Genomic DNA, 22421 nt, shown 5'->3' on the forward strand with positions numbered 1-22421 from the left:
TTGGTTTATGTTTACTCATTTTTCCAGTTCAGCCTATCCATTTGGTTATATGGCCACGGGGCAGCATTGTTTTCAATATTCCCCATCATATTGTTCAATTCCATTGGTGCGGCCGACTGTTCCATTACCAAATACCTCCTCATATCCATAATGATGGAAAGCGGGTTAATGCTTACCGGACAGGCCTCGACACAGGCATTGCACGTGGTACATGCCCAAAGTTCTTCCCGGCTTATATAATCGTCCAACAATTGTTTTCCATCTTCCTTGAACTCGCCTTTGTTGGCATCCATGTTTTTTCCTACTTCTTCTAAACGGTCCCTTGTGTCCATCATTATTTTGCGCGGGGACAATTTTTTTCCGGTTTGGCTTGCCGGACATTCGCTGGTACAGCGCCCGCATTCGGTACAGGTATATGCGTTTAAAAGCTGTACCCAATTAAGGTCGGATACATCTGAAGCCCCAAACTTTTCCGGCATATCATCTCCCTCATCTTCGGCCGGTGCGGCAAAAGGATCTGCATTGGGATCCATCATTAACTGCACCTCCTTGGTAACCGATTCCAAGTTGTTAAATTCGCCTTTTGGTTTTAAATTGGCATACCATGTATTTGGAAAAGCCAGTAAAATATGTAAATGTTTGGAAAAGTATAGATAATTTAAAAATGCCAATATTCCCACAATATGTAGCCACCAAGCCGTCCGTTCTATAAAAATAAGGGTTGCGGTGCTATAGTTTTCGAACCACGGCACCAAAAACTGACTTACCGGAAAGGTTCCGGCCATTGTGTAATGTTCTGCCCCCATTTGTTGAAGCGTATAATCGGCACCGTTCATGGTTAAGAACAGGCACATAAGCACTGCTTCAAAATATAAAATAATGTTCCCATCGTTTTTTGGCCACCCTTTCATCTCTGGATAAAAGAAACGCTTTAATTTAACAATGTTTCTTCGGGCCCAAAATACGGCCACTGCTACAATAACCAATACGGCCAATATTTCAAAAGAAGCTATTAAAAAGCTATAGAACCCTCCTAAAAATGAAAAAATACGGTGGGTACCAAAGAGCCCGTCGATAATAATTTCTAATACCTCTATGTTTATAATGATAAATCCTGCATATACAATAATATGGAGAAACCCTGCCAATGGCCTCACCACCATTTTTTGTTGCCCTAAGGCAATACGTGCCATGTTTTTCCACCGTTCGGCCTTATTATCGGTACGGTCTATTGCCCTTCCAAGCCTGATGTTCCTGACAAGTTTTTTAACATTAATGGCAAAGTAACCGATGCCGGCTACTAATACAACAGCAAATAGTATTTGGGAAATATAGCTCATTACTCGTTATTGGTTTCTTCTTCGGGGGCTTCGTATGGTTTGGGTTTTTTCCCGAATAACGAAAAATGTACGTACCGTTTCGGGTTCAATCTAAGGTCTTCCAATAGCAGCTCTAGTTCCAAAGAGGCATCGGTGAGGTTTTTATACAATTCTTCATCGTTCAACAATTTTCCTACAGATCCATCTCCAGATTCGATTTTGGTCATAATATCATCCAATTTTGCCATGCTGGACTGAAGATCGCCTATGGCTTCGCCAATATTGGCCTGTGCAAGCGTATCGCTTACCATGGATAGATTGGTTGTAAGATTGTCTATATTGGTCAAAGACCTGTCTAATTTATCTTTATTGTTTGCCAACAATGCATTAAGCGTTCCCGATGCCTGGCTAAAATTATAAATAACCTTGTCCAGGTTGGCCAGACTGGATTTTATATTTGCACGGCTTTCTTCATCCAAAATATCGTCTACCCCGGCCATAACCGAGTCGGCATTTTTCAACACCCCGTCAAGGCTACTTTGCAAGGGTCCCAGCTTTTGGGTTACCAGCTCGGTTAGTCCTGGCTGTACATTGGTCTTTAAGGTATCTCCAGATTTGGAGCGTTCGCTCCTATCGTAAACAGGAACAATACGCAAGCTTTTACCTCCTATAATTCCGGTGTCGTATATTTCGGCTACACTATTTTTCGAAAATTGAAACTCGCTGTTGACCGTAAAGGTAATGAGTAGATTTCCTTCACCATTAACAAAACTTATATCTTTAATATTCCCTACCTGCAACCCATTAATGCTTACGGATGTTCCCGTAGAAAGCCCGTTTACGTTCTCGTATACGGCATAATAAGTCCGGCTGGAATTAAAGAGGTCGCTTCCCTTTAAAAAAGTAAAGCCTAGAATAAACAGCACAATGCCACCTACTACTATAATTCCGGTTTTTAATTCTTTAGTTAATTTCAAAAGCTTTTTTTTATACTATAAGCAACAAAATTAGAAATAATTTCTTAAGATTGGCTTTAATTTGATATGGAATTGAGCACAGATTTCACTTTAACCTTCTCGCCGTTTTTAAAAGCTACCACAAAACTACTTTTGTATCCTTTGCTTATTGCTTCTTGCTGCATGCGTTTTACATCATCGTAATTTGTTACTTCGCCGTAATAATACCTGTAAATACTCCCTTCTTTTTCCCTGCTGATGGGAGAAAGGCCTTTAAAATTGTAGGCTTTGGTTTCTATGGCACTGGACCCGGCCGCTATTTGTACCCTAAAGGTTACCCCTTCGGCAGTTACCACATCTGAAGAATTTCCGGAAACGTCGGTTTGTTCTGTGGCAACCTGTCCCGATGAATGATCTTTTACCTCAAATGAAAAATCGTCGCCAATATTCTCCTCGACATGCTTTTTATACTTTAAAATGGCATCGGCTATGGAAGTGGCCATGTCCGACTTTCCTTTGTTTGAATTCAAGTAAGACCCTTCTGGTTTGTATGTTAAAAACCCGGTTTCTACCAATACGCTGGGCATAAATGTTTGGTGGAGCACAATAAACCCCGCCTGTTTAACCCCTCTGTCCACACGTTTTAACTTATCGGTAAAATTATCCTGAATAGATTTTGCCAAGAACACACTTTGATCCAAAAATTCTTCCTGCATAATTGTTAAGCCAATAAACGATTCGGGAGAATTAATATCGTAACCAGCATAATTTACCTCGTAATCGTCCTCCAAATAAATAACCGAGTTCTCTTTTTTGGCTACTTCAAAATTTCTTTTGTTTGCATGAAGCCCCAATACAAAAGTTTCTGTACCATGCGCACTGGAACCATGAGAATTACAATGCACCGACACAAAAAGGTCTGCTTTTGCCTCGTTGGCTATTTTTCCTCTAACGTATAGGTCTACAAAGCTATCGTCGTCCCTAGTGTAAATTACCTTAATATCTGGATGCTTCTCTAAAATTGCACCCACTTTAAGCACAATCTTCAATGCTATATCTTTCTCTTTAAACCCATTACCCAAATTCCCAGGATCATGACCACCATGACCAGCATCAAGAACAACGGTAAATTTGCCATCATTGGGTTTATTTTTTTCAAATGAAAATATAGGCTGTGTTATTAATAAACTCATCCCTAAAAACAGGACACCAAAAAATCTCTTCATAAAATAATAACGGTTTATGGCAGTTATTTATTTTGATTAAAATTTGTTAATCTATACCAAACAGACCAAAAAATATACGTATGTTTGGCACGTCAAAAACCAAGCCATTCTTTATACAAAAATAGGATTAAAAGCTTTGCGAGCAAAGAAACGTTACATACTTTTAGCGCTATTAACTCTGTTTTTCAGTGGTTTTTTTTATGCCCAAGAAAGACCTAAAGTTCAAGCGCTGGACATTAAGGCCGAAAAAGAGCAAACAGACTCCCTTAAAATTAATGCCAGTGAAGTTTTAACAAGCTTGGCCGTTGTTGACACAACCGAAACAGACTCCATATCTAAAGACACTACCAAACAAGGTTTTCTACAGGGGAAAATAGACTACAAGGCCAAAGATTATATGAAAATGAGCCGTAAGGAAAATAAAATCTACCTCTATAACGAAGCCGAAGTTTATTACCAGGATTACGAATTAAAGTCGGGGATTATTGTTATTGACTATACTACCAACGAGGTCCATGCCGGACGTATAAAAGACTCCACCGGCGCATTAATTCAACCTCCGTATTTTAAGCAGGGGAATAACATTGTGGAACCCGATTCCATAAGGTTTAATTTCGACACCAAAAAAGCCCTTATTTTTAATTCCAGGACCGAGCAGTCCATGGGCGAATCGATGAGCGTTTTTGCCGAAACCGTAAAGAAAGAAAACGACTCGGTATACTTTTTAAGGGAAGGTAGGATAACGACCGCCGAAGATATTGACGACCCCGATTATTACATACGTGTACGGAAAGGTAAATTTGTGCCTAACAAAAAAATCATAGCAGGGTTTAGCAATATGTACATTGCCGATGTGCCTACGCCCATTGCCGTACCATTTGCCTATTTCCCCATGTCGCAAGAACGTAGAAATTCCGGGATTATCATGCCAACCCCCGGGCAAACAAACAGACGGGGGTATTCCCTGCAAAATGGTGGTTATTATTTTGCCATAAGCGATTATTTCGACCTGGCCTTACTTGGAGATTATTATACCAACGGAAGCTATGGTCTTCGAACGGAAACCAATTATGCAAAACGCTATAAATTTAGGGGCGCATTGCGCTTTAGGTACGAAAATAATGTAGAGAGCCAACGCGGTTTTCCAGATTATAGCAGGAGTACCATATACAATATTCAATGGAACCATAGCCAGGATGCAAAAGCCAACCCAAATTCCAGGTTATCGGCGTCGGTTAATTTTGGTAGTAGTCAATATTACCAAAATTCATTTAACCAATTAAACACGCCCAACTTCCTAAACAATACATTGCAATCGTCTATTTCGTACAATAAAACATTTCCGGGCTATCCCATGGTAAATTTAAACGCTACCACTTCCATTCAGCAAAATACCAGAGACCAATCGGTAAATATGACATTGCCAACCTTGCAGGCCAGCATGGAACGTATTTTTCCGTTTGCAAAAAGGGATGGTGCCAAAAAAGGGATTATACAAAATATTAACTTTCAATATAATTTTAGGGCAGAAAACAGGATAAGTACTATTGATACGCTTCTTTTTAAAAAGGAAATGTTCGACAATGCAAAAGTTGGGTTTCAACACACCATTCCCATTAGTACGAACTTTAAAATCTTTAAGTTTTTCAGTACTTCCGTAGGAGCCAATTACAACGAAGTATGGCAGTTAAAAACCATTCATCGAAATGATTATGATTCTATATTAGAAGAAGCAACCATTGACACCATAAGTGGTTTTGACAGGTTTGGCACCTATAATTTCAATGCCAGCCTTGGTACCACACTTTATGGGACCTTTGTTTTTGGGGAAGACAAAAAAATACAAGCAATCCGCCATACCGTCAGGCCATCCATAAGTTATGGGTATACACCAGCTTTCGACCAATATTATGATGAATATATTGGAGAAGATGGTGTGGAACGTGAGTATACTAGATTCGAAAACGGTATTTACGGGCAACCCAGCCTTAATAACTCCAACAGCATAGGTTTATCTTTAAGTAATGTGGTCGAGGCAAAAGTAAGGGACAAAGACACCACAGCTACAGAACCCAAAAAGGTCATGCTCTTAAACAACCTTAACTTTAGCACCTCATACAATATTGTTGCCGATTCGCTCCCTTGGAGCCCTGTCCGGATGAGTGGTGGAACTCAGTTTTTCCAAAACAAGATGAACGTAAATTTTGGTGCTACTTTAGATCCCTATGCCATCGACAATACCGGAACCCGGATAGATGTTTTTAATTACGAAAACGGCGGAAGCCTGTTTAGGTTGACCCAAGCCAATGTAAATGTAAGTTACTCCATAAACAGCAAGACATTTTCGGGCGAGGAAGACAAAGAACAAGTAGACAATACCCAAAGTGGCGGGCGTGACGACGATTTATTTGGGCGCGCACAAGATTTTAGCGACGAACGGACTTTTGCAGATGAAGATGATGAAGAAAAAGAAGACATCCCGGCAGAAGCCTATGCGGCAAAACTTCCTTGGGATCTTAGAATGGCATATTCCCTGACCTATTCCAACAGAAACAGGGAAAGCGAAATTTCTAATAACTCGCTTATGTTTTCGGGAAATATAGAGCTTTCTCCACAGTGGAAGGTCGGTGTTTCCTCGGGATACGATTTTAAACAAAAAGGGTTTACATATACCCAATTGAGGTTTGCCCGGGACTTAAAAAGCTTTAGGCTTAATTTTAACTGGGTACCTTTTAGCAATAGGGCTTCTTGGTTTTTCTTTATTGGTATTAAATCGTCCATGTTGAGCGACCTTAAATGGGAAAAACGAAGCGAACCGGATAAGAGGCTGTAGCATAAGGCATAAGGCATAAGGCATAAAAATTAAACCTTATATTCAACCAAAATAAAACATATGAAAAAAATAATTAACACCGACAAAGCTCCTGCGCCCTTGGGCCCATACAATCAAGCAATTTTAGCGGGCAATACTTTATTTGTTTCGGGGCAAATAGCCATCGACCCAAAAACAAACCAACTGATTTCCACAGGCGTTGAAGACGAAGCCAAGCAAGTAATGCATAATCTAAAAGCAGTCTTGGAAGCTGCCGGGATGACTTTTGATAATGTAGTGAAAAGTTCTATTTTTTTAAACGACATGAACGATTTTGCAAAAATAAATACCATCTACGGAGCTCATTTTGACGAAGCCACTGCACCCGCCAGGGAAACCGTAGAAGTTTCTACATTGCCTAAAAACGTAAATGTTGAAATATCCATGATTGCCGTGAAATAAAGATTCATTAAACAGAAAAACCTATCCCGACAGTCAAAAGCTGGCTTTTATAAAATTGATATTTTTTTATGTTTAAATACGGCTAGTTTTTCATTTTCCGGAGAAAGTTCGGTAATTAAAATATCGATATCATCAATATTGCATATTTTATAGCGTTGAACCGTATTTAATTTTTCTGATATAACCGGGCAAACAATTTTCCTTGAAGCTTTCATCATTGTTTTTTTGAGCTGAACGATTTCCCAATCAAACTCTGTCAGGCCATGATTTGCATCGATGGAATTTGTTCCCATAAAACACAAATCTACCTTTATGTCGGAAAGGAGATTTAATGCCTCTCCCCCAATAGATATTTGCGATCCCTTGGAAACCTTCCCGCCTATAACAATAAGTTCAACATTATGCTTTGTCATTAATTGGTTGGCAACTGGTATACTTGGGGTAAAACATGTTATTTCAAGGTCCGGGGGTATCAATCTGGCCAATTCCATGTTTGTAGTTCCACCACTTAACAAAACAACCTGTCCTTTTTTTAAGAGTTCGATTCCTTTCTGGGCAATCTTGGTCTTTAATTCTAAAGAATAGATATTTTTCCGGCCAGTATCGTAATTATCAAACCCCAAGGAAATAGCACCTCCGTGGACTTTTTTAAGCTGTTTTTCTTTATGCAGCTCTGTAATATCACGTCGAATAGTATCAACGGAAACTTTTAAAATTTCGGCAATATCAGTTAATAAAACTCTATTGTGAATTCTAACCTCATTTAGAATCACTCGCTTTCTTTCGGCTTTTAACACAGATTTTCAATATTAGTAATATTTGACAAAATACGGTAAAAAAATGCAATTATCATATGCTTTAATTTAAAATAATGGATTTTTTACATAAAAAACTGCAATATTTTGCAGTCTTATGCAATATTTTACCTAAATTTAACAGTCGACTTTTATATATTTATAACAAAACAGCCCAAAAAAACCATAAATATAACTTCGGCGCTATGGATTGAGAAACAATCTAAATCTATTTAATCAACCTAAATTCCTAAAACAATGAAAAGAAAATTAAAATTCATTTTCTGGTTTTTATCCATTAGCTGTTGTTTAACGGCATGGGGACAAACCAAAGAAATTACCGGCGTTGTTTACGATCCAGATGGTGTTCCGATACCCGGAGCCAATGTAATCCTGAAAAATACTACCAATGGTGTAGTTACCGATTTTGATGGCAAATTTTTAATCAGCGTGCCGCAAAATGAAGACAATGTTCTGGTCTTCTCGTCTATTGGCTTTGCCACTAAGGAGCTACCGTTGCATAACCAAACTATTGTTAGCATAAAATTGGAGTTAGACATAACAGGTTTGGAAGAAGTTGTTGTTGTTGGTTATGGTAGCCAGAAAAAAAGAAACTTAACGGGAGCCGTTGCCTCTATTGATGCCGAGGTCTTAGAATCTCGACCGATTACCGATATTGGCCGTGGATTACAAGGAGTATCTCCTGGATTAACCGTGTTATCATCGAGTGGACAAATAGGCCAAGACCCTATTATAAAGTTACGGGGCTCCATTGGCACCCTTGGAACGCCGGGCGGGGCACAACCATTAATCTTGGTTGATAATGTGGAAATACAAAGCTTACAATCCATAAACCCGGAAGATGTAGCAAATATCTCTGTTTTAAAAGATGCAGCCTCAACTTCCATTTACGGGTCTAGAGGTGCATGGGGCGTTATTTTAATAACCACAAAAAACGGCCGGAGGGAGCAGGCACCTACCATAAGTTATTCCAATAATTTTTCATGGGCAACCCCTACCGTAACACCCAAAGTAGCGCCTGCGGCAGAAGGTGCAGAAATGGCTTTCGCTGCCGTAAATAGAAGGATTCCATCTTTGGATGCTTTTGGTGTTGTAGGCATGTACATAGACCAAACTGCAATACAAAAAATGAGAGAATGGGAAGAACTATACGGCGGTCAAGATTTGGGCATGGAAATGGTTGAAGGACGAGATTTTGAAATAAGGGACGGACGCTTGTTTTTTTATAGGTCATGGGACCCCCGTGAATTATTTGTAAAAGAATGGGCATTGCAGCAAAAACACGATGTCTCGGTATCGGGAGGAAGCAAAAACACCAATTATTATTTAGGGCTTGGGTACCTAAACCAAGGGGGAGTATATAAAACCAATCCTGATAAATACGAACGTTACAACGTAAATTTAAGCATCAATACATCTGTTACAGATTGGTTGGATGTCCGGGCAAAAGTACTCAACACCAATTCAATAACAACAGAACCATTTGCGTTTGGTAGTGCAACGTACGATGCCTGGTATTACACTACCAGATGGCCGGCTTTTTATCCTTATGGCACACTGGATGGCAAACCTTTCCGAAATCATATATCAGAGGTCGAACAAGCAAAAATGAATAAAAACGATTATTCCTTGTCGCGCCTAAATCTAGGGACTACCATAACCCCTTCTGATAATTTTTCTGTTAATTTCGATTTTACACATGATAGAATAGAAGAACACGAACATCAAACTGGAGGCACTTTGTATGCTTATAATTTTTGGGCACAAGGAGCCGATTTTTCCTATGTTCCATACAGCAGCCCCGCATACGATAGGGTTCAATACAATTCTGAATGGAGCAGAAGGAACACCGCAAAAGTATTTGGCAATTACACCAAAACATTTGACGATGTGCATAAATTCGATTTTACTGTTGGTAGTGACATGGAGAAATATGAGTATTGGTTTCAGTATTCACAAAGAAGAAATCTTTTAAATCCAGATCAAGGAGAACTGGAATTGGCAACCGGAGATCAATTTATAGGTGGTAATCGTGATAAATGGACCACTCTAGGTTTTTTTGCGCGTGTAAACTATGCATATAAAAACAAAATATTGTTAGAAGTAAATGCTCGTTATGATGGTTCTTCAAGACTTTCCCCCGATCAAGAATGGGGGTATTTCCCATCGTTTTCGGCAGGTTATGTCCTCACCGAGGAAAACTTTATGAAAAGCCTGCAACCCACTCTTTCTTTCTTAAAGTTAAGAGGGTCTTATGGGTCTGTAGGAAACCAGAACACATATTTGTCTAATATATACCGGGTCATGTCATCTTCCAATTCTGGATGGCTCATCGATGCACAAAACCAAGTTACGGTAGGTACTCCCGGGGCACTTCCTGCCTCACTTACATGGGAGACAGTAACCACCATGGATTTTGGCTTTGATTCTAAATTTTTCAATAACAAATTGGGCATTGTTTTCGACTGGTATCAAAGGACCGTAAGCGATATGCACAGTCCAGGAGTTACGCTCCCCAATACTTTTGGCACATCATCCCCAACCAGAAATTACGGAGAGTTGCAAACAACCGGTTGGGAACTTTCAGTAGATTTCAAACATCAATTTAGCAACGGGCTAAGCATTAGCGCCATAGCCACGCTAAGCGATTTTACCGAAGAAATCACAAAATACGAAAATGAAACACAAGGTATCAACTCTTATTATAAAGGAAAAAAGATTGGTGAAATTTGGGGGTATGAAACCGACCGCTTTTTCAACGAATCTGATTTCAATTCTGATGGAAGCTATGCAGATGGTGTTCCCAGTCAGGAAATATTTGAAACCAATGGCTGGTTTAAATATGGCCCGGGAGATATTAAATACAAAGATTTAAATGGCGACGGCGTTATAAATTATGGCACGGAAACCGTAGGAGATTCTGGAGACATGAAAGTAATTGGTAACACAACACCACGTTATCAATACGGGTTTCAATTTAGGGCAGATTGGAAAGGTTTCGACTTTAGCATGTTTCTGCAAGGGGTGGCCAAACGGGATTTTTGGGCCAATGGACCGGTATTTATCCCTGGATATCGGTATGGCGAAGGTTGGTATACTCACCAATTGGATTATTGGACCCCCGAAAATCCAGATGCATATTACCCAAGGCCCAACGATCAAGGACAATCCAACGATGCTATGAATTTCTTGCCGCAAACCAAATACCTTCTTGACATGTCGTACATAAGAATGAAAAACATGGCTTTTGGATATACCATTCCAGAATCGCTTACGTCTAAGTTTCATGTAAACAGGCTTAGAATATATTTCAGTGGCGAAAATCTGTTTGAATTTACAGATGCCCAAGTTCCCGTAGATCCTGAAGTTGACTATACAACTGCCGGATTGAACGACACTTCTACTTTTGGCAGGGTATATCCCTTTAGAAGATCATTTTCATTTGGACTTCAATTAACCTTCTAAATAAAAAAAATGAAAACGAAATACAAAATAACAACAATTATCTTTTCCTTATTATTACTAATAGGATGCGAAAAAGATTACCTTGAAGTGCCTCCACAAGACCAATTAGTTGACGAAACATACTGGACCAACGAAGGCAACGTAAGAACTTTTGCTTTTGGTTTTTATACAGGCTATTTTACCGGTTATGGTTCTGGATATACTTGGGGCGACTATTTTTCCGGACAAGCATTAAACGACGATTTTGCACCTTCAAACCCTCCTCAATTTACACAACAAGTGCCCACAAGTAATGGTGGTTGGTCTTTTTCATGGGTCAGAAAAGCAAATATTTTTATTGAACGCGTGCAAACCGTACCTATGGAACAGGAAGCAATAGAACATTGGACAGGTGTTGGACGGTTTTTTAGGGCGCTTGAATATCATGACCTTGTAAACCGGTTTGGCGATGTGCCGTATTACGACAAAGAACTTTCCGAAGAAGATACGGAAGAACTTTATAAACCAAGGGACGACCGTGGCTATGTAATGGACAAAGTATTGGAAGATTTTCAATATGCGGCCCAATATGTAAGGGCTAATGTTGACAGCCCGGGGCTAGAAGTAAATCGCGATGTTGTTTTGGCATATATGTCGCGTGTATTCCTTTTTGAAGGAACTTGGCAAAAATATCATATAGGAGACAATACAAGAGCCACAACATACCTTGAAGCCTCCAAGTGGGCCGGTGAACAAATTATAGATCAAGGGAATTACTCTTTAGGGAATTACCGGGAGGTATTCAATTCTTTAAGCTTGGCCAATAATCCGGAAGTAATTTTATTCCGCGAATACGAAGCAGGTATTTTAACGCACGCCCTTAATAGTTATAACAATAAAGAACCTCAATCGGGGGCTTCAAAAAATGCTATCGAATCTTATTTAATGGATGATGGCCTTCCCATTTCTGTTTCTCCAAATTACCAAGGAGATATGGGGGTTGAAAATGTAATGGCAAGCAGAGACCCTAGAATGTATGAGACTTTTGTGCCCAATATACTCCGTTTAAATGGAATAGACTTTAATTTTTCTACGACAGGATTTGCCGTCCATAAATTTTTAAATGAACAAATAAAAGACGACCCAGAAGGAAGTTCAAACTTAAACCCAACCGATGCCCCGGTAATACGTTATGGCGAAGTCCTTATAAATTATGCCGAAGCAGCAGCCGAATTGGCTTCCATAGGTGGTCCGGCACTAACCCAAAGCGATTTGGACAAGTCGCTAAATGCATTAAGGGACCGTCCTGGAATAGCACTCCCCCATCTCCAAGTATCTGGAAATTCTGTTACTGTTGGCGGTGTAGCGTATGATGACCCGAACAGGGACCCAGAAGTGCCTTCCGTTATATGGGAAATACGCAGGGAACGTAGAATCGAGCTCATGATGGAAGGCTTCAGGCTGGATGACCTCAGAAGATGGAAAAAACTTGAATACAGCGATATGGTGTCTAATGAAGATATTAATCGTGGGGCTTGGATAGATAAAGCAAACTATCCAGATAGCAATCTGGAAAGCATTACCCTTACCAATGGTGCTACAGGATATATCATTCCTGCATCGGCATCAGAATCTGCAAGGGTTTTTGACGATCCAAAAGTATATTTAAGTCCAATTCCATTAGATCAAATTAAACTGTACAGCGATCATGGAGCAGACTTAGAGCAAAACCCAGGATGGTAGCCACCATCTTAAACCCTAAAAAGTTCTCCAGAAAATTTTCTGGAGAACTTTTAAATTTGTTCTAGTTACCATACATATGTTTTTAATAAATAACCATTCATGAACTTTAAACTCAAATTAATTATTCTCATTCTTTTTTTTGTTGCTTCTTGTAAATCGGGGTATCAAACAGCTTATTACAACAAGGCAAGCGGGATTGACATTACCAAAAAGAAACCAAAAATCTGGCAAGCAAATACTCCTTATAACATAGAAGAGTTTAGGGCAGCATGGGTGGCCACGGTAGCAAATATTAACTGGCCAAGCAAACCAGGGCTTTCAACTGAAGAGCAAAAAGAAGAAGCTCTTTCACTTTTGGATTTTTTGGTCGAACATAATTATAATGCTGTCATTTTTCAAGTAAGGCCCCAATGTGATGCTTTATACCAAAGCAATATCGAACCATGGTCGTACTACCTCACAGGGAAACAAGGAAATCCCCCTGCTCCATTTTACGACCCATTGAAGTTTTGGGTTGAAGAGGCACACAAAAGGGGCCTTGAATTACATGCTTGGTTAAACCCATATAGGGCTCACCATACTTCTGGGGGAGCCATTTCAGAAAATTCCATAGTTAAAACACATCCGGAGCTGGTTGTTGAACTGGCCAATGGAATGTGGTGGATGGACCCCGCCTTGGAAGCCACAAAAAAGCATTCGCTATCTGTGGTTGAAGATATAGTTAAACGCTACGATATTGACGGTATCCATTTTGATGATTATTTTTATCCTTACGATTCTTATAATGACGGGAAAGATTTTCCTGATGATAAAAGTTGGCAACAATACAAAAATTCTGAAGGCAAATTAAATAGAAGCGACTGGCGGCGAAAACAAGTTAACGACTTTATAAAAATAGTATACCATGCCATAAAAAAAGAAAAACCATATGTTAAGTTTGGCTTAAGCCCATTTGGAATATGGCGCCCGGGATCTCCACAATCTGTAACGGGTTATGACCAGTACAATAAACTTTATGCCGATGCAAAACTTTGGTTAAATAAAGGATGGATTGATTATTTTACCCCTCAACTATATTGGGAAATTAACAAGCAAGGGCAAAGCTTCCCTGAATTATTAGGATGGTGGAGCCATGAAAATTACCAACAAAGGCATTTATGGCCCGGTATTAGGGTTGACCACGGGGGCGGGCAAGTAAATGTTGACGAAACCATCAATCAAATCATGATAAGCCGTGGAATGCTCCCAAAAAGCAAAGGGACTGTACATTGGAGCATAGGCCCGCTAATAAAGTACGATACGTTATCTCTTAATATAGTACAAAGGCCCTATGCAAAAAAAGCACTGGTTCCGCCAAGTCCATGGCTCGACAACATACCGCCCGAAAACCCTATTTCTCATATCAATGTGAAAAAAGATGAGGTTTTTGTTACTTGGAAAGCTCATAAGCCAGAAGATGTTTTTCATTATATTTTTTACTTTCAGTATCAGGGAACAAAATGGGATTATGAGATTTTAACCAATTCAACGCTGTTAAAAAATATCCCCTTGCTAAATGCAGAAACAAATTCCCCGCTACTAAAAATAGGAATTACTGCTGTAGACCGAACCGGAAACCAAAGTCAATTTAAAGAACAAGAAATTATATATACCGAATAAGTTTCCCTACCAATACCTACATGTTCTCATTAAATGCAAAATGCCCGGACTGATTTAGTTCGGGCATTTTTTGTAGCTCAATTTTTATGTTTTATTCAAACAAAACAGATTTATGGTAATCTACCAATCCGTCTATGGGCCTTCTTAGTACTTTCCCCATGGACAAGCCGTTGTCTTGCAATATTTGTCTTAACTCGTCTTGCAAGTAATAAGCTATGCTCCCTATAAAATGGACAGGCACGTTTTTTGCCTGTTCAAACTGTGTTATAGAGTTGGTAATAAACAACTGCATTCCTTTCTTTATCAAAGCCTGGCTATATTCCTCATCTTTGTTCTGGATTAAAAACCTGGCAAAGGTTGCCAAATAGGTATTCGGGTTTGGTTGTTTGTATAAATGATTTTTTATACTGTCTTCTTCCAAGTCGTATTCACTGGCAAATTTCACGGCAAGTTTTTCCGGGATTTTATGGTAATAGTAATCCCTTAAAAGCTGTCTTCCAAAATAATTCCCACTGCAATCGTCCATCAAAATATATCCTAGCGAGGTTACCTTTTGAAAAAGTTCCTTTCCATCCCAGTAACTACAATTGGATCCTGTACCCAAAATACACACTATGGCGTGCTGGTCTGGCTCTACAGTTGCGTAAATAGCGGCATATGTGTCTTCTTTTACAGAAATTTTGGCGTTTATAAAGTATTCGTTAAAAATTTCCTTTAAAAACTTTCGCATTCTCTCGGTACCGCAACCTGCCCCATAAAAATAAAGCTGGGTCACTTCTTTCCGATGTTTGTAAAGCTCAAAGTTATTTGCGAGACGTTCGTCTATAATCTCTCTGGTTAATACTTCAGGGCTTAATCCTAAAGTTTTAGTAACAAATAACTTATTACCTTCTTCATCTAATGCGATCCAATCTGATTTTGTTGCACCACTATCTACTATTAAAATCATATTTTAAATTTAAATTAATAGCCACCCAAACAGTTTTACATTTTTTTGCAGCAAACCCAAACAAAAGACGGTTGTTGTGCCCAATGGCATATAGAAACTGCCTTTCGCTTCGGTTTGCTTATTTTTTAAAATACTATTTAGGTTACTTTAAAGATCTATTATTATTTACAATGCGCTAATATGCTCGGCCAAGTCTACCAATTTGTTTGAATAACCTGTTTCGTTATCGTACCAAGAAACAATTTTGAAGAATTTAGAGTTTAGCTCAATACCGGCATCGGCATCAAAAATACTTGTGCAGGTTTCCCCAATAAAGTCTTGTGAAACTACCAATTCATCAGTATATCCTAAAATTCCTTTTAATTCGTTTTCAGAAGCAGACTTCATTACTTTTTTAATTTCTTCGTAAGAAGTGTCTTTTCCTAGTTTCACGGTAAGGTCTACTACAGAAACATCGGCGGTCGGTACCCTAAAGGCCATTCCCGTAAGTTTTCCTTCCATTGCAGGAATTACTTTGGCAACTGCTTTTGCAGCGCCGGTTGAAGCCGGTATAATATTTAGCATTGCACTACGCCCGCCCCTGTAATCTTTTCTGGAAGGTCCGTCTACCGTTAATTGTGTAGCTGTTGTAGCGTGTACGGTTGTCATTAAACCTTCTTCTATTCCAAAATTGTCATGCAAAACTTTTGTAATCGGTGCCAAGCAGTTGGTTGTACATGAGGCATTGGACACTATTCTATCAGAAGCTTTGGCATCTTTGTGGTTTACGCCCATTACAAACATTGGAGCGTCTTTTGAAGGAGCAGAAATTACAACTTTTTTAGCACCTGCATCCAAGTGGTACTGAGCCGTATCCATAGTTGTGAATATTCCCGTACATTCGGCAACGATATCGGCACCTACTTCGTCCCACTTAAGGTTTTTAGGGTCTCTTTCGGCAGTAATCCTAATTGTTTTTCCATCAACAACCAGGTTTCCGTCTTTTACTTCAATTTTCCCGTCGAATCTACCGTGTACAGAATCGTACTCCAATAAATAAGCTAAATGGTCTACATCCAATAAATCGTTAATTGCAACTATTTCTACATTTGGTCTTTTTACCGTAGCTCTAAAAACCAATCTTCCTATACGTCCAAATCCGTTTATCCCAATCTTAATTGTTGACATGTTATTCTAAGTTTTAAAAAATTATTAATTATCTGTTGTTTTTATTTTTAGTATTATGTTGACATTATTTCACAAACCCTCATCAATTCCTTATCGATAGTGGTTTTTCCCTTAATGGCCTGTTCTATTGGTGTAAGCACAATTTCGTCTTTTATAATCCCGACCATGAAATTAGATTTACCTTCCATGAGCGATTCTACTGCACGGACACCCATTCTACTGGCCAGCACCCTATCGAAACATGTAGGGCTTCCACCCCTTTGCATATGCCCGAGCACGGACACCCTGATATCGTAATTTGGCAGGTTTTCTTCTACATATGATGCAAGCTCAAAAACATTTTTCCCGGTTTTATCGCCTTCGGCAACCACTACTATACTCGATGTCTTTCCACTGGTACGGCTTCTTTCAAGAGAGTGCAGCAAACGCTCCAGCCCCCTATTTGCTTCTGGAATCAATATTTCCTCGGCTCCGGCACCAACACCAGAGTTCAATGCAAGCTGGCCACAGTCGCGCCCCATTACCTCTATAAAAAATAATCTGTCGTGCGAACTTGCGGTATCCCGAATTCTATCAATGGCATCTACCACGGTATTCAAGGCAGTGTCGTAACCAAGCGTATACATGGTACCATCTATATCGTTGTCTATGGTTCCCGGGATCCCGATTACGGGATAGCCAAACTCTTCGTTAAAAACAACGCCTCCGGTAAAGGTTCCATCGCCACCAATTAGTACCAAGGCATCAATTCCGTTATCTACCAATTGTTGGTGGGCCTTGGCCCTGCCTTCTTTTGTCCTAAAATCTTTTGATCGAGCCGATTTTAATATGGTACCGCCCCTATTTATAATATTTCTTACACTTCTTGCGGTTAGTTCCTCCATATCGCCCTCAATAAGACCTTGGTAACCTCGATATATACCTACACACTCTATATTATGATATGCACATGTTCTTACAACTGCCCTAATGGCAGCATTCATTCCCGGCGCATCGCCACCGGACGTCAATACTCCTATTTTTTTGATGTTTGCAGACATTAATTTTTATTATTTGGATGGTAAAACTACCAAAGAATTTTCAATTTTCTCATATTGTTTTGCTTAAAAATACAATAATGAAAGATTCAATCGTTTTCGTTGCTAAATTCTTAACAAATGTGTTATTTTTTTTTAAGTCTGAATTTCTGAATTAACAAAAAAAGAGCCCTCTTAACAGTTATTGTAATAAATTTTTGTGTGTAATTATAAGAATAACCAAATGTATTATGATAATTAAGCCCAAAGGTAAGAATATGGCATTTTTGTTTACCGCTCCTATTTTTTTTAATTCCAACGCAAAACTCTACAATGCTTTCTGTTTTTTTTGGCCCGAATACAGTCTTAAAAAAACTTCATCCATATAGACGTAAAAAAGACTTATTCCTTACTTTTTTTGGTGCGGAAGTTTACGAGGCCGTTCCCCATACTTTCATCTTCGGTCGTAGCCTCTTCTTCTTTTTTAAGTTCTTTTTTTGTTTGTGCTTTGGCGGGGTCTCCCTCAAAGATTTTTCGCAATAATTGCCTAAAAGTATCAAACTCGACTTGATAAGAAAGCCCAACACCTTGCGTATAGCCCTGTTGTTGGGCAAAGAATTGCTGGATTTCGTTTTCGCGGTTAAAAATCCGGGCGGTCAAATTTCCTTCGTCATTCAATAAAATCTGTACTTCCACATCGCCGGCAACAACGGTTTCGGTAACACCTCCAACGGGTACTCCCACTTTTCCGTTAATAAGTATCCTATCGCTTATTTGTGTAGAGACCGTAACCCCAAGCCGGTCTTCGGTTACAAAATCGAGTTCTGGGTTGCGCTCGCCTATTTCATAAGAAACGCCCACATCAAACTTACCGTCTCCCGAGTTTAATACCTGATTAAACAAACTCGATGCCGTTTGCACCAAATTTCCCGTAACTGCTGTTTGGTTGATGCTCAATTCGTTTAAGAAAACCCCTTGGGAAAGCAGGGAAAAAGCTTGCAGCTCCCGTTTTGCATTATCATCCAGTCTATATTGAAGCTCGGCGTTTATAACGGCGTTGGTAGACGGGAAGTTAATTTCGTAATCAAGGCTTGGCTGCATTAATTGCCCCTGAAGCCTAATAATTACATCGGTTTCTATTTTTCGGGTAAGCTGTGCATTATCCAGTAATACCGCTGGGTTTGCATACAACGAGTATTTCGCCGCTATGTTCATGTCTACATCGTCGAGGGGATCGCCCTCCCAAGTAATTGTCCCCCCCGGCTGTACTACAAAGCGTTTGTTTATAAAGCCTCCGTATTTAAAAAGGTACTCCCCTGTATAGGTAATAAAGTCGCCATACATTCTAAATTTTCCGTTGGTATTTATCTCAATCAGTAGGTTTCCTGCGCCGGTACCTTTTAAAGAGCTTCTGGTTTTTTGGTCTACTACAATCTCAATTTCGGCATCGGGGGTAACATCCAGGTCGAACTGCATTTCTATGCCCTGAACATCGGCTAGTTTACGCTGTTCAACCTCTTCTTCGGTTTCGTTTTTTTCAATAAAATTAATAAAAGACGTGTCCCCGATTTCCGTAATATCGCTTACGGGTATGACAAACGTAGTACCCTTTTCGGTTTTTGCATTTACGTCTATATTTATCATTTCGTTGGTAAGCCCATAAATTTGCGCATTACCGCTTATAAAAGCCGTTCCGTAATACAAAGATTCTTCTTTATGCCCGGTATTAAGCACCAAGAAGCGTTCGCCCATGGTATCTAGGTAGAGATCCAGGTACCAATCTTCAAAATGGTCGTAACTTATGGAACCGCGCAGGCTGGCTTTTGTTTTGTACCTTGAGTCTATAAGGCCAATATTGTCAAACTTAAAAGCACGGCCTTCCAGCGCAACATTGGCAAGTTTATCAAAATCCATATCCACGTTTAGATATGGAATTTTAAGTCCGCCATCGGTTATTTGTATGCTTCCGTTCATTTCAGGATTTTTCAGGGCGCCTGTTACTTTAAAATCGCCCGATGCAAGCCCCCGCATATCCGAAATTACATCGCCCCCCAACGGGCTCAGTGCTTTTAGATTCAACCCTTCCAAATGCGCATTAAGGTCCAGCATTGTATTGGTCTCCGTTGGTTTAATTTCGCCTAAAATATTCAACGATTCGGTATCTTGATTTACAATTTTTGCATTTACCCCAAAAGTGGTGAGGTTGTCGTTCCCGAGAATAGATAGAAACAAATTCCCCAATGGCAAATCGTTTACGGCAAAGTTTGAAATTTTTACATTGGACGAAGGCGTATAGTTGCTGTTTCGCTGTAAAATGTTTAAATATCCATCTACAATGCCATCCAGTTTTAGGCTGTCTACATTGGGCATTATCTTGTCCAGTGCTACTTTTTCAAATTCCAGATCGATATCTTTATACGTACTGTCTATAAGCGTTCCTTCCAGGCGTATCTGTTCGTCTTTGTAGTTCATTACAACCTGGCTAATGTTTATGGTGTCCAAGGTTTTGTTGAAACTTACCTTATTATTGGTGTCGTTGTTTTCGTTAATTATCCAGTTTCTTCCCTTAAATCCAAGTTGGGAACGTTTTAAGCCAATAACAGATTCTTGATTGTTGTTGAAGGTGTGGTAAAAGTTAAGGTTGTACACGTCGTTGAATTCCTTACCGCCCTTAAATTCTGTTCTAAAGAAAAGCGTATCGTTAATTTTTGTGTTGATCAAACTAAAATCGCTTACATCGTAAATATTAGACTGAATATCCTTTACTTCAACATAAGTATTGTACAATGGGTTTTTGTTGTCTATTTGTATTTGAATATTATCAAAGATATTTCCGTTGGCATTAATTTTAGGCGAGTTAAAATTCAGCTTAAAATCACCTTCATCGGCGGCCATGCTCCCTTTTATGAAGGTATTGCTCCCAAATTCAAGCTTTGGGAAAAAAACCTCGATTATCTTGTTGTATATTTTAAAATTGAAGTCTACATACTGTCCGGGTGTAATTTCAACGGGCTCGTAATTTGTATAAATGCTACCAATGGAATTTTTCACCAAATTACCCAGTTCCCTAACCCTGTACTTGCCCCTTAAAGACCCGGTAATAATGTCCGGGGAATTTACGGTAATAATACGTTCGTCTCCTTTAAACTTTGAGGTTACCGTAAAATCATCAAAATAATAACTGTCGTTCTGGTTGGTATAATTGGTTTTGTAAAAGCTTATCTCCCCTGCCAAATCATACATTGTATTTCCTGCCATGTCGGCCACGATGTTCCCTTTGAAGACCGATATACTGTCCCGGTCGACAAAGTTTAAGCGATTGAGGTCTATCCTGTTTACAGAAGCCACAAACTTAAACTCATTGGTGTCGCCCGAAAGGTCGGCCAATCCTTTAAAGGCAACATCAAAATTTTCGTCTTTAGAAGTTACCGAACCATCAAAAAGCTGATCCTTTAAAATTCCCGAAACCTTCAAGTTTTTATATTCGTACCCATTGTAATCAACGGTATATACCTCGCCAATTATTTCTGTATTGAGGGCCTCCTGCTTAAATCCTTTTCCGTCTACCCGAATATCCAGATCGGTTTCGCCCAGCAGATCGTTTTCAATAAAGGTACCCATGTTAAAATCTTGGAGAGAGAGCGTTCCTTTGTACGAGGCCTCGTCTATATCGTTAATGCTGGTAAGCGTTAAATCGGAATATCCCTTACCGATATCCGAAATAAGGTTTACTTTGGCATAAACCGACTGCTCGGTGATGCGCATGTTTCCAAAAACGGAAAGCTGACCGAATTTTTGAAAAGAAGAAGGCAACGCCTTGCCCAAAATGCCCGGCAGTAAATTGGTAAGCTGGTAATAGTTGGACGATACATTCCTTAAATGGGCATCTATGCTAAAGGGCTTGGCTTTTTCGAACATATTGTTAAAAACAAAATCGCCGTCTATAAGTGTGTTTTGCGATGTCATGTTAAGATTGTTCATTTCGAGCTTGTTTAAAACCCCTTTAAAATTAGAAGACAGTTCTACTTCCCTTCCGGTACCAAATTCATCAAAATAAAGGTTTATCTCGTCAAGGGAAACGGTAGAATCGTCAAAGTGCCCGGTTAATTTTACCTTATTCATAAAATCCCGGAAATCTTCCACTTCATAATTAAAAACCACATCTCCTTTGATAAATGATTCGGGGGTTTCGATTGACAGGCTATCCAATCGCATTTCGGTTCTGTTGTAAGAAAATTCTGTTTTTAAACGGTTTACCACCACTCCTTTCTTGGAGGTAAAATCCAGCTGCTCTACCCCGACATTTACCTGCGGGCCCAAAATTTTAAACGAGTCGGCTTCAATATGCAAATTTTCGAGTCCCAATATTACAGGGTTCTCTTTGTTCTCGTCTACCAATCTGAACTCGCTTTTTTTTACCGAAATATTAGAAGAAGTCATTAAAAAAGGATGGTCCGGATCGCCTTCTCCACTATCGAGCTTGTCCACGAAAACATTTAAATTGGTATTGTCTTCGCCCTTGTGGATTTTTAGGTTAAGCAACAATTCATCGGCCCTAATCTCGCCAAACTCCAGATCGCCCTTAACCACATTGCGAAGGCTTAAAATAGATGTGCTCAATTTGTTGATATAGATAAGCGTATCCTTTTTATAATCTTCTACATAAACCCCTTTAATGTTTACATCGCCAAAAAAGGGAATAAAATGTATCTCGTCTATATTGATGTTTGTATTGAAGGTTTCGTTTAAGTAGTTGGTTGCACGTTTTGCAATGGATGTCTGCACAAAAGGTAAGGATAGAAAAATACTTGCCATCACCAAAATAAGGATCAAAACAAGTAGTATTCTAATTA

13 protein-coding genes are annotated in these 22421 nt (G+C 39.4%); 5 read left to right on the forward strand and 8 right to left on the reverse strand.

What is annotated here, in order from left to right; all coding sequences use genetic code 11:
* Positions 1 to 11: 11 nt before the first annotated feature.
* From UXI14_RS00960 to UXI14_RS00970, 3 genes are read right to left on the reverse strand one after another with little or no spacing between them, the layout of a single operon-like run.
* On the reverse strand, positions 12 to 1340 hold the full coding sequence (locus UXI14_RS00960) for a (Fe-S)-binding protein (RefSeq protein ID WP_335964392.1): 1329 nt from the start codon (positions 1338 to 1340) through the stop codon (positions 12 to 14).
* On the reverse strand, positions 1340 to 2296 hold the full coding sequence (locus tag UXI14_RS00965; RefSeq protein WP_335964393.1) for an MlaD family protein: 957 nt from the start codon (positions 2294 to 2296) through the stop codon (positions 1340 to 1342). The genes UXI14_RS00960 and UXI14_RS00965 overlap by 1 nt, the downstream gene beginning before the upstream one ends.
* A gap of 56 nt (positions 2297 to 2352) precedes the next feature.
* A complete protein-coding gene (locus UXI14_RS00970) occupies positions 2353 to 3501 on the reverse strand; it encodes an N-acetylmuramoyl-L-alanine amidase (protein ID WP_335964394.1) in 1149 nt (382 codons plus the stop codon).
* A gap of 136 nt (positions 3502 to 3637) precedes the next feature.
* Here UXI14_RS00970 and UXI14_RS00975 point away from each other — a divergent pair, with 136 nt between their 5' ends.
* Together UXI14_RS00975 and UXI14_RS00980 are read left to right on the forward strand one after the other, a co-directional pair.
* Positions 3638 to 6334 carry a putative LPS assembly protein LptD gene (locus UXI14_RS00975; protein ID WP_335964395.1) on the forward strand — a complete coding sequence of 899 codons (2697 nt, stop codon included), beginning with the start codon at positions 3638 to 3640 and terminating at the stop codon, positions 6332 to 6334.
* 60 nt (positions 6335 to 6394) lie between these two features.
* A complete protein-coding gene (locus tag UXI14_RS00980; protein ID WP_335964396.1) occupies positions 6395 to 6775 on the forward strand; it encodes a RidA family protein in 381 nt (126 codons plus the stop codon).
* Between the two features lie 47 nt (positions 6776 to 6822).
* On the opposite strand, the gene UXI14_RS00985 is transcribed toward UXI14_RS00980, so the two are convergent.
* Positions 6823 to 7572, reverse strand: a complete 750-nt coding sequence (locus UXI14_RS00985; RefSeq protein WP_277898829.1) for a DeoR/GlpR family DNA-binding transcription regulator — start codon at positions 7570 to 7572, stop codon at positions 6823 to 6825.
* A 255-nt stretch (positions 7573 to 7827) separates the two neighbouring features.
* Here UXI14_RS00985 and UXI14_RS00990 point away from each other — a divergent pair, with 255 nt between their 5' ends.
* The 3 genes from UXI14_RS00990 to UXI14_RS01000 all read left to right on the forward strand — a co-directional run bounded on the left by UXI14_RS00990 (position 7828) and on the right by UXI14_RS01000 (position 14436).
* On the forward strand, positions 7828 to 11055 hold the full coding sequence (locus UXI14_RS00990) for a TonB-dependent receptor (RefSeq protein WP_335964397.1): 3228 nt from the start codon (positions 7828 to 7830) through the stop codon (positions 11053 to 11055).
* 9 nt (positions 11056 to 11064) lie between these two features.
* Positions 11065 to 12777, forward strand: a complete 1713-nt coding sequence (locus UXI14_RS00995) for a RagB/SusD family nutrient uptake outer membrane protein (RefSeq protein WP_335964398.1) — start codon at positions 11065 to 11067, stop codon at positions 12775 to 12777.
* Between the two features lie 99 nt (positions 12778 to 12876).
* The gene (locus tag UXI14_RS01000) at positions 12877 to 14436 is read left to right on the forward strand and encodes a family 10 glycosylhydrolase (RefSeq protein ID WP_335964399.1); all 1560 of its coding nucleotides are present in this window, start codon (positions 12877 to 12879) and stop codon (positions 14434 to 14436) included.
* A 91-nt stretch (positions 14437 to 14527) separates the two neighbouring features.
* Here the strand turns inward: UXI14_RS01000 and UXI14_RS01005 are convergent, their stop codons facing one another.
* From UXI14_RS01005 to UXI14_RS01020, 4 genes are all read right to left on the reverse strand, one after another.
* Entirely contained in the window at positions 14528 to 15385 is an 858-nt protein-coding gene (locus UXI14_RS01005; protein WP_335964400.1) for an N-acetylglucosamine kinase, read from the reverse strand.
* A gap of 165 nt (positions 15386 to 15550) precedes the next feature.
* Positions 15551 to 16552: a type I glyceraldehyde-3-phosphate dehydrogenase gene (gap, locus tag UXI14_RS01010; RefSeq protein ID WP_335964401.1), complete on the reverse strand. Its 1002-nt coding sequence runs from the start codon at positions 16550 to 16552 to the stop codon at positions 15551 to 15553.
* A gap of 53 nt (positions 16553 to 16605) precedes the next feature.
* A complete protein-coding gene (pfkA, locus tag UXI14_RS01015) occupies positions 16606 to 17592 on the reverse strand; it encodes a 6-phosphofructokinase (protein ID WP_277898823.1) in 987 nt (328 codons plus the stop codon).
* A 378-nt stretch (positions 17593 to 17970) separates the two neighbouring features.
* Entirely contained in the window at positions 17971 to 22353 is a 4383-nt protein-coding gene (locus UXI14_RS01020; protein WP_335964402.1) for a translocation/assembly module TamB domain-containing protein, read from the reverse strand.
* Between the last annotated feature and the right edge of the window lie 68 nt (positions 22354 to 22421).

Source organism: Galbibacter sp. PAP.153 (genome assembly GCF_037029175.1).
Lineage (GTDB): Bacteria > Bacteroidota > Bacteroidia > Flavobacteriales > Flavobacteriaceae > Galbibacter > Galbibacter pacificus.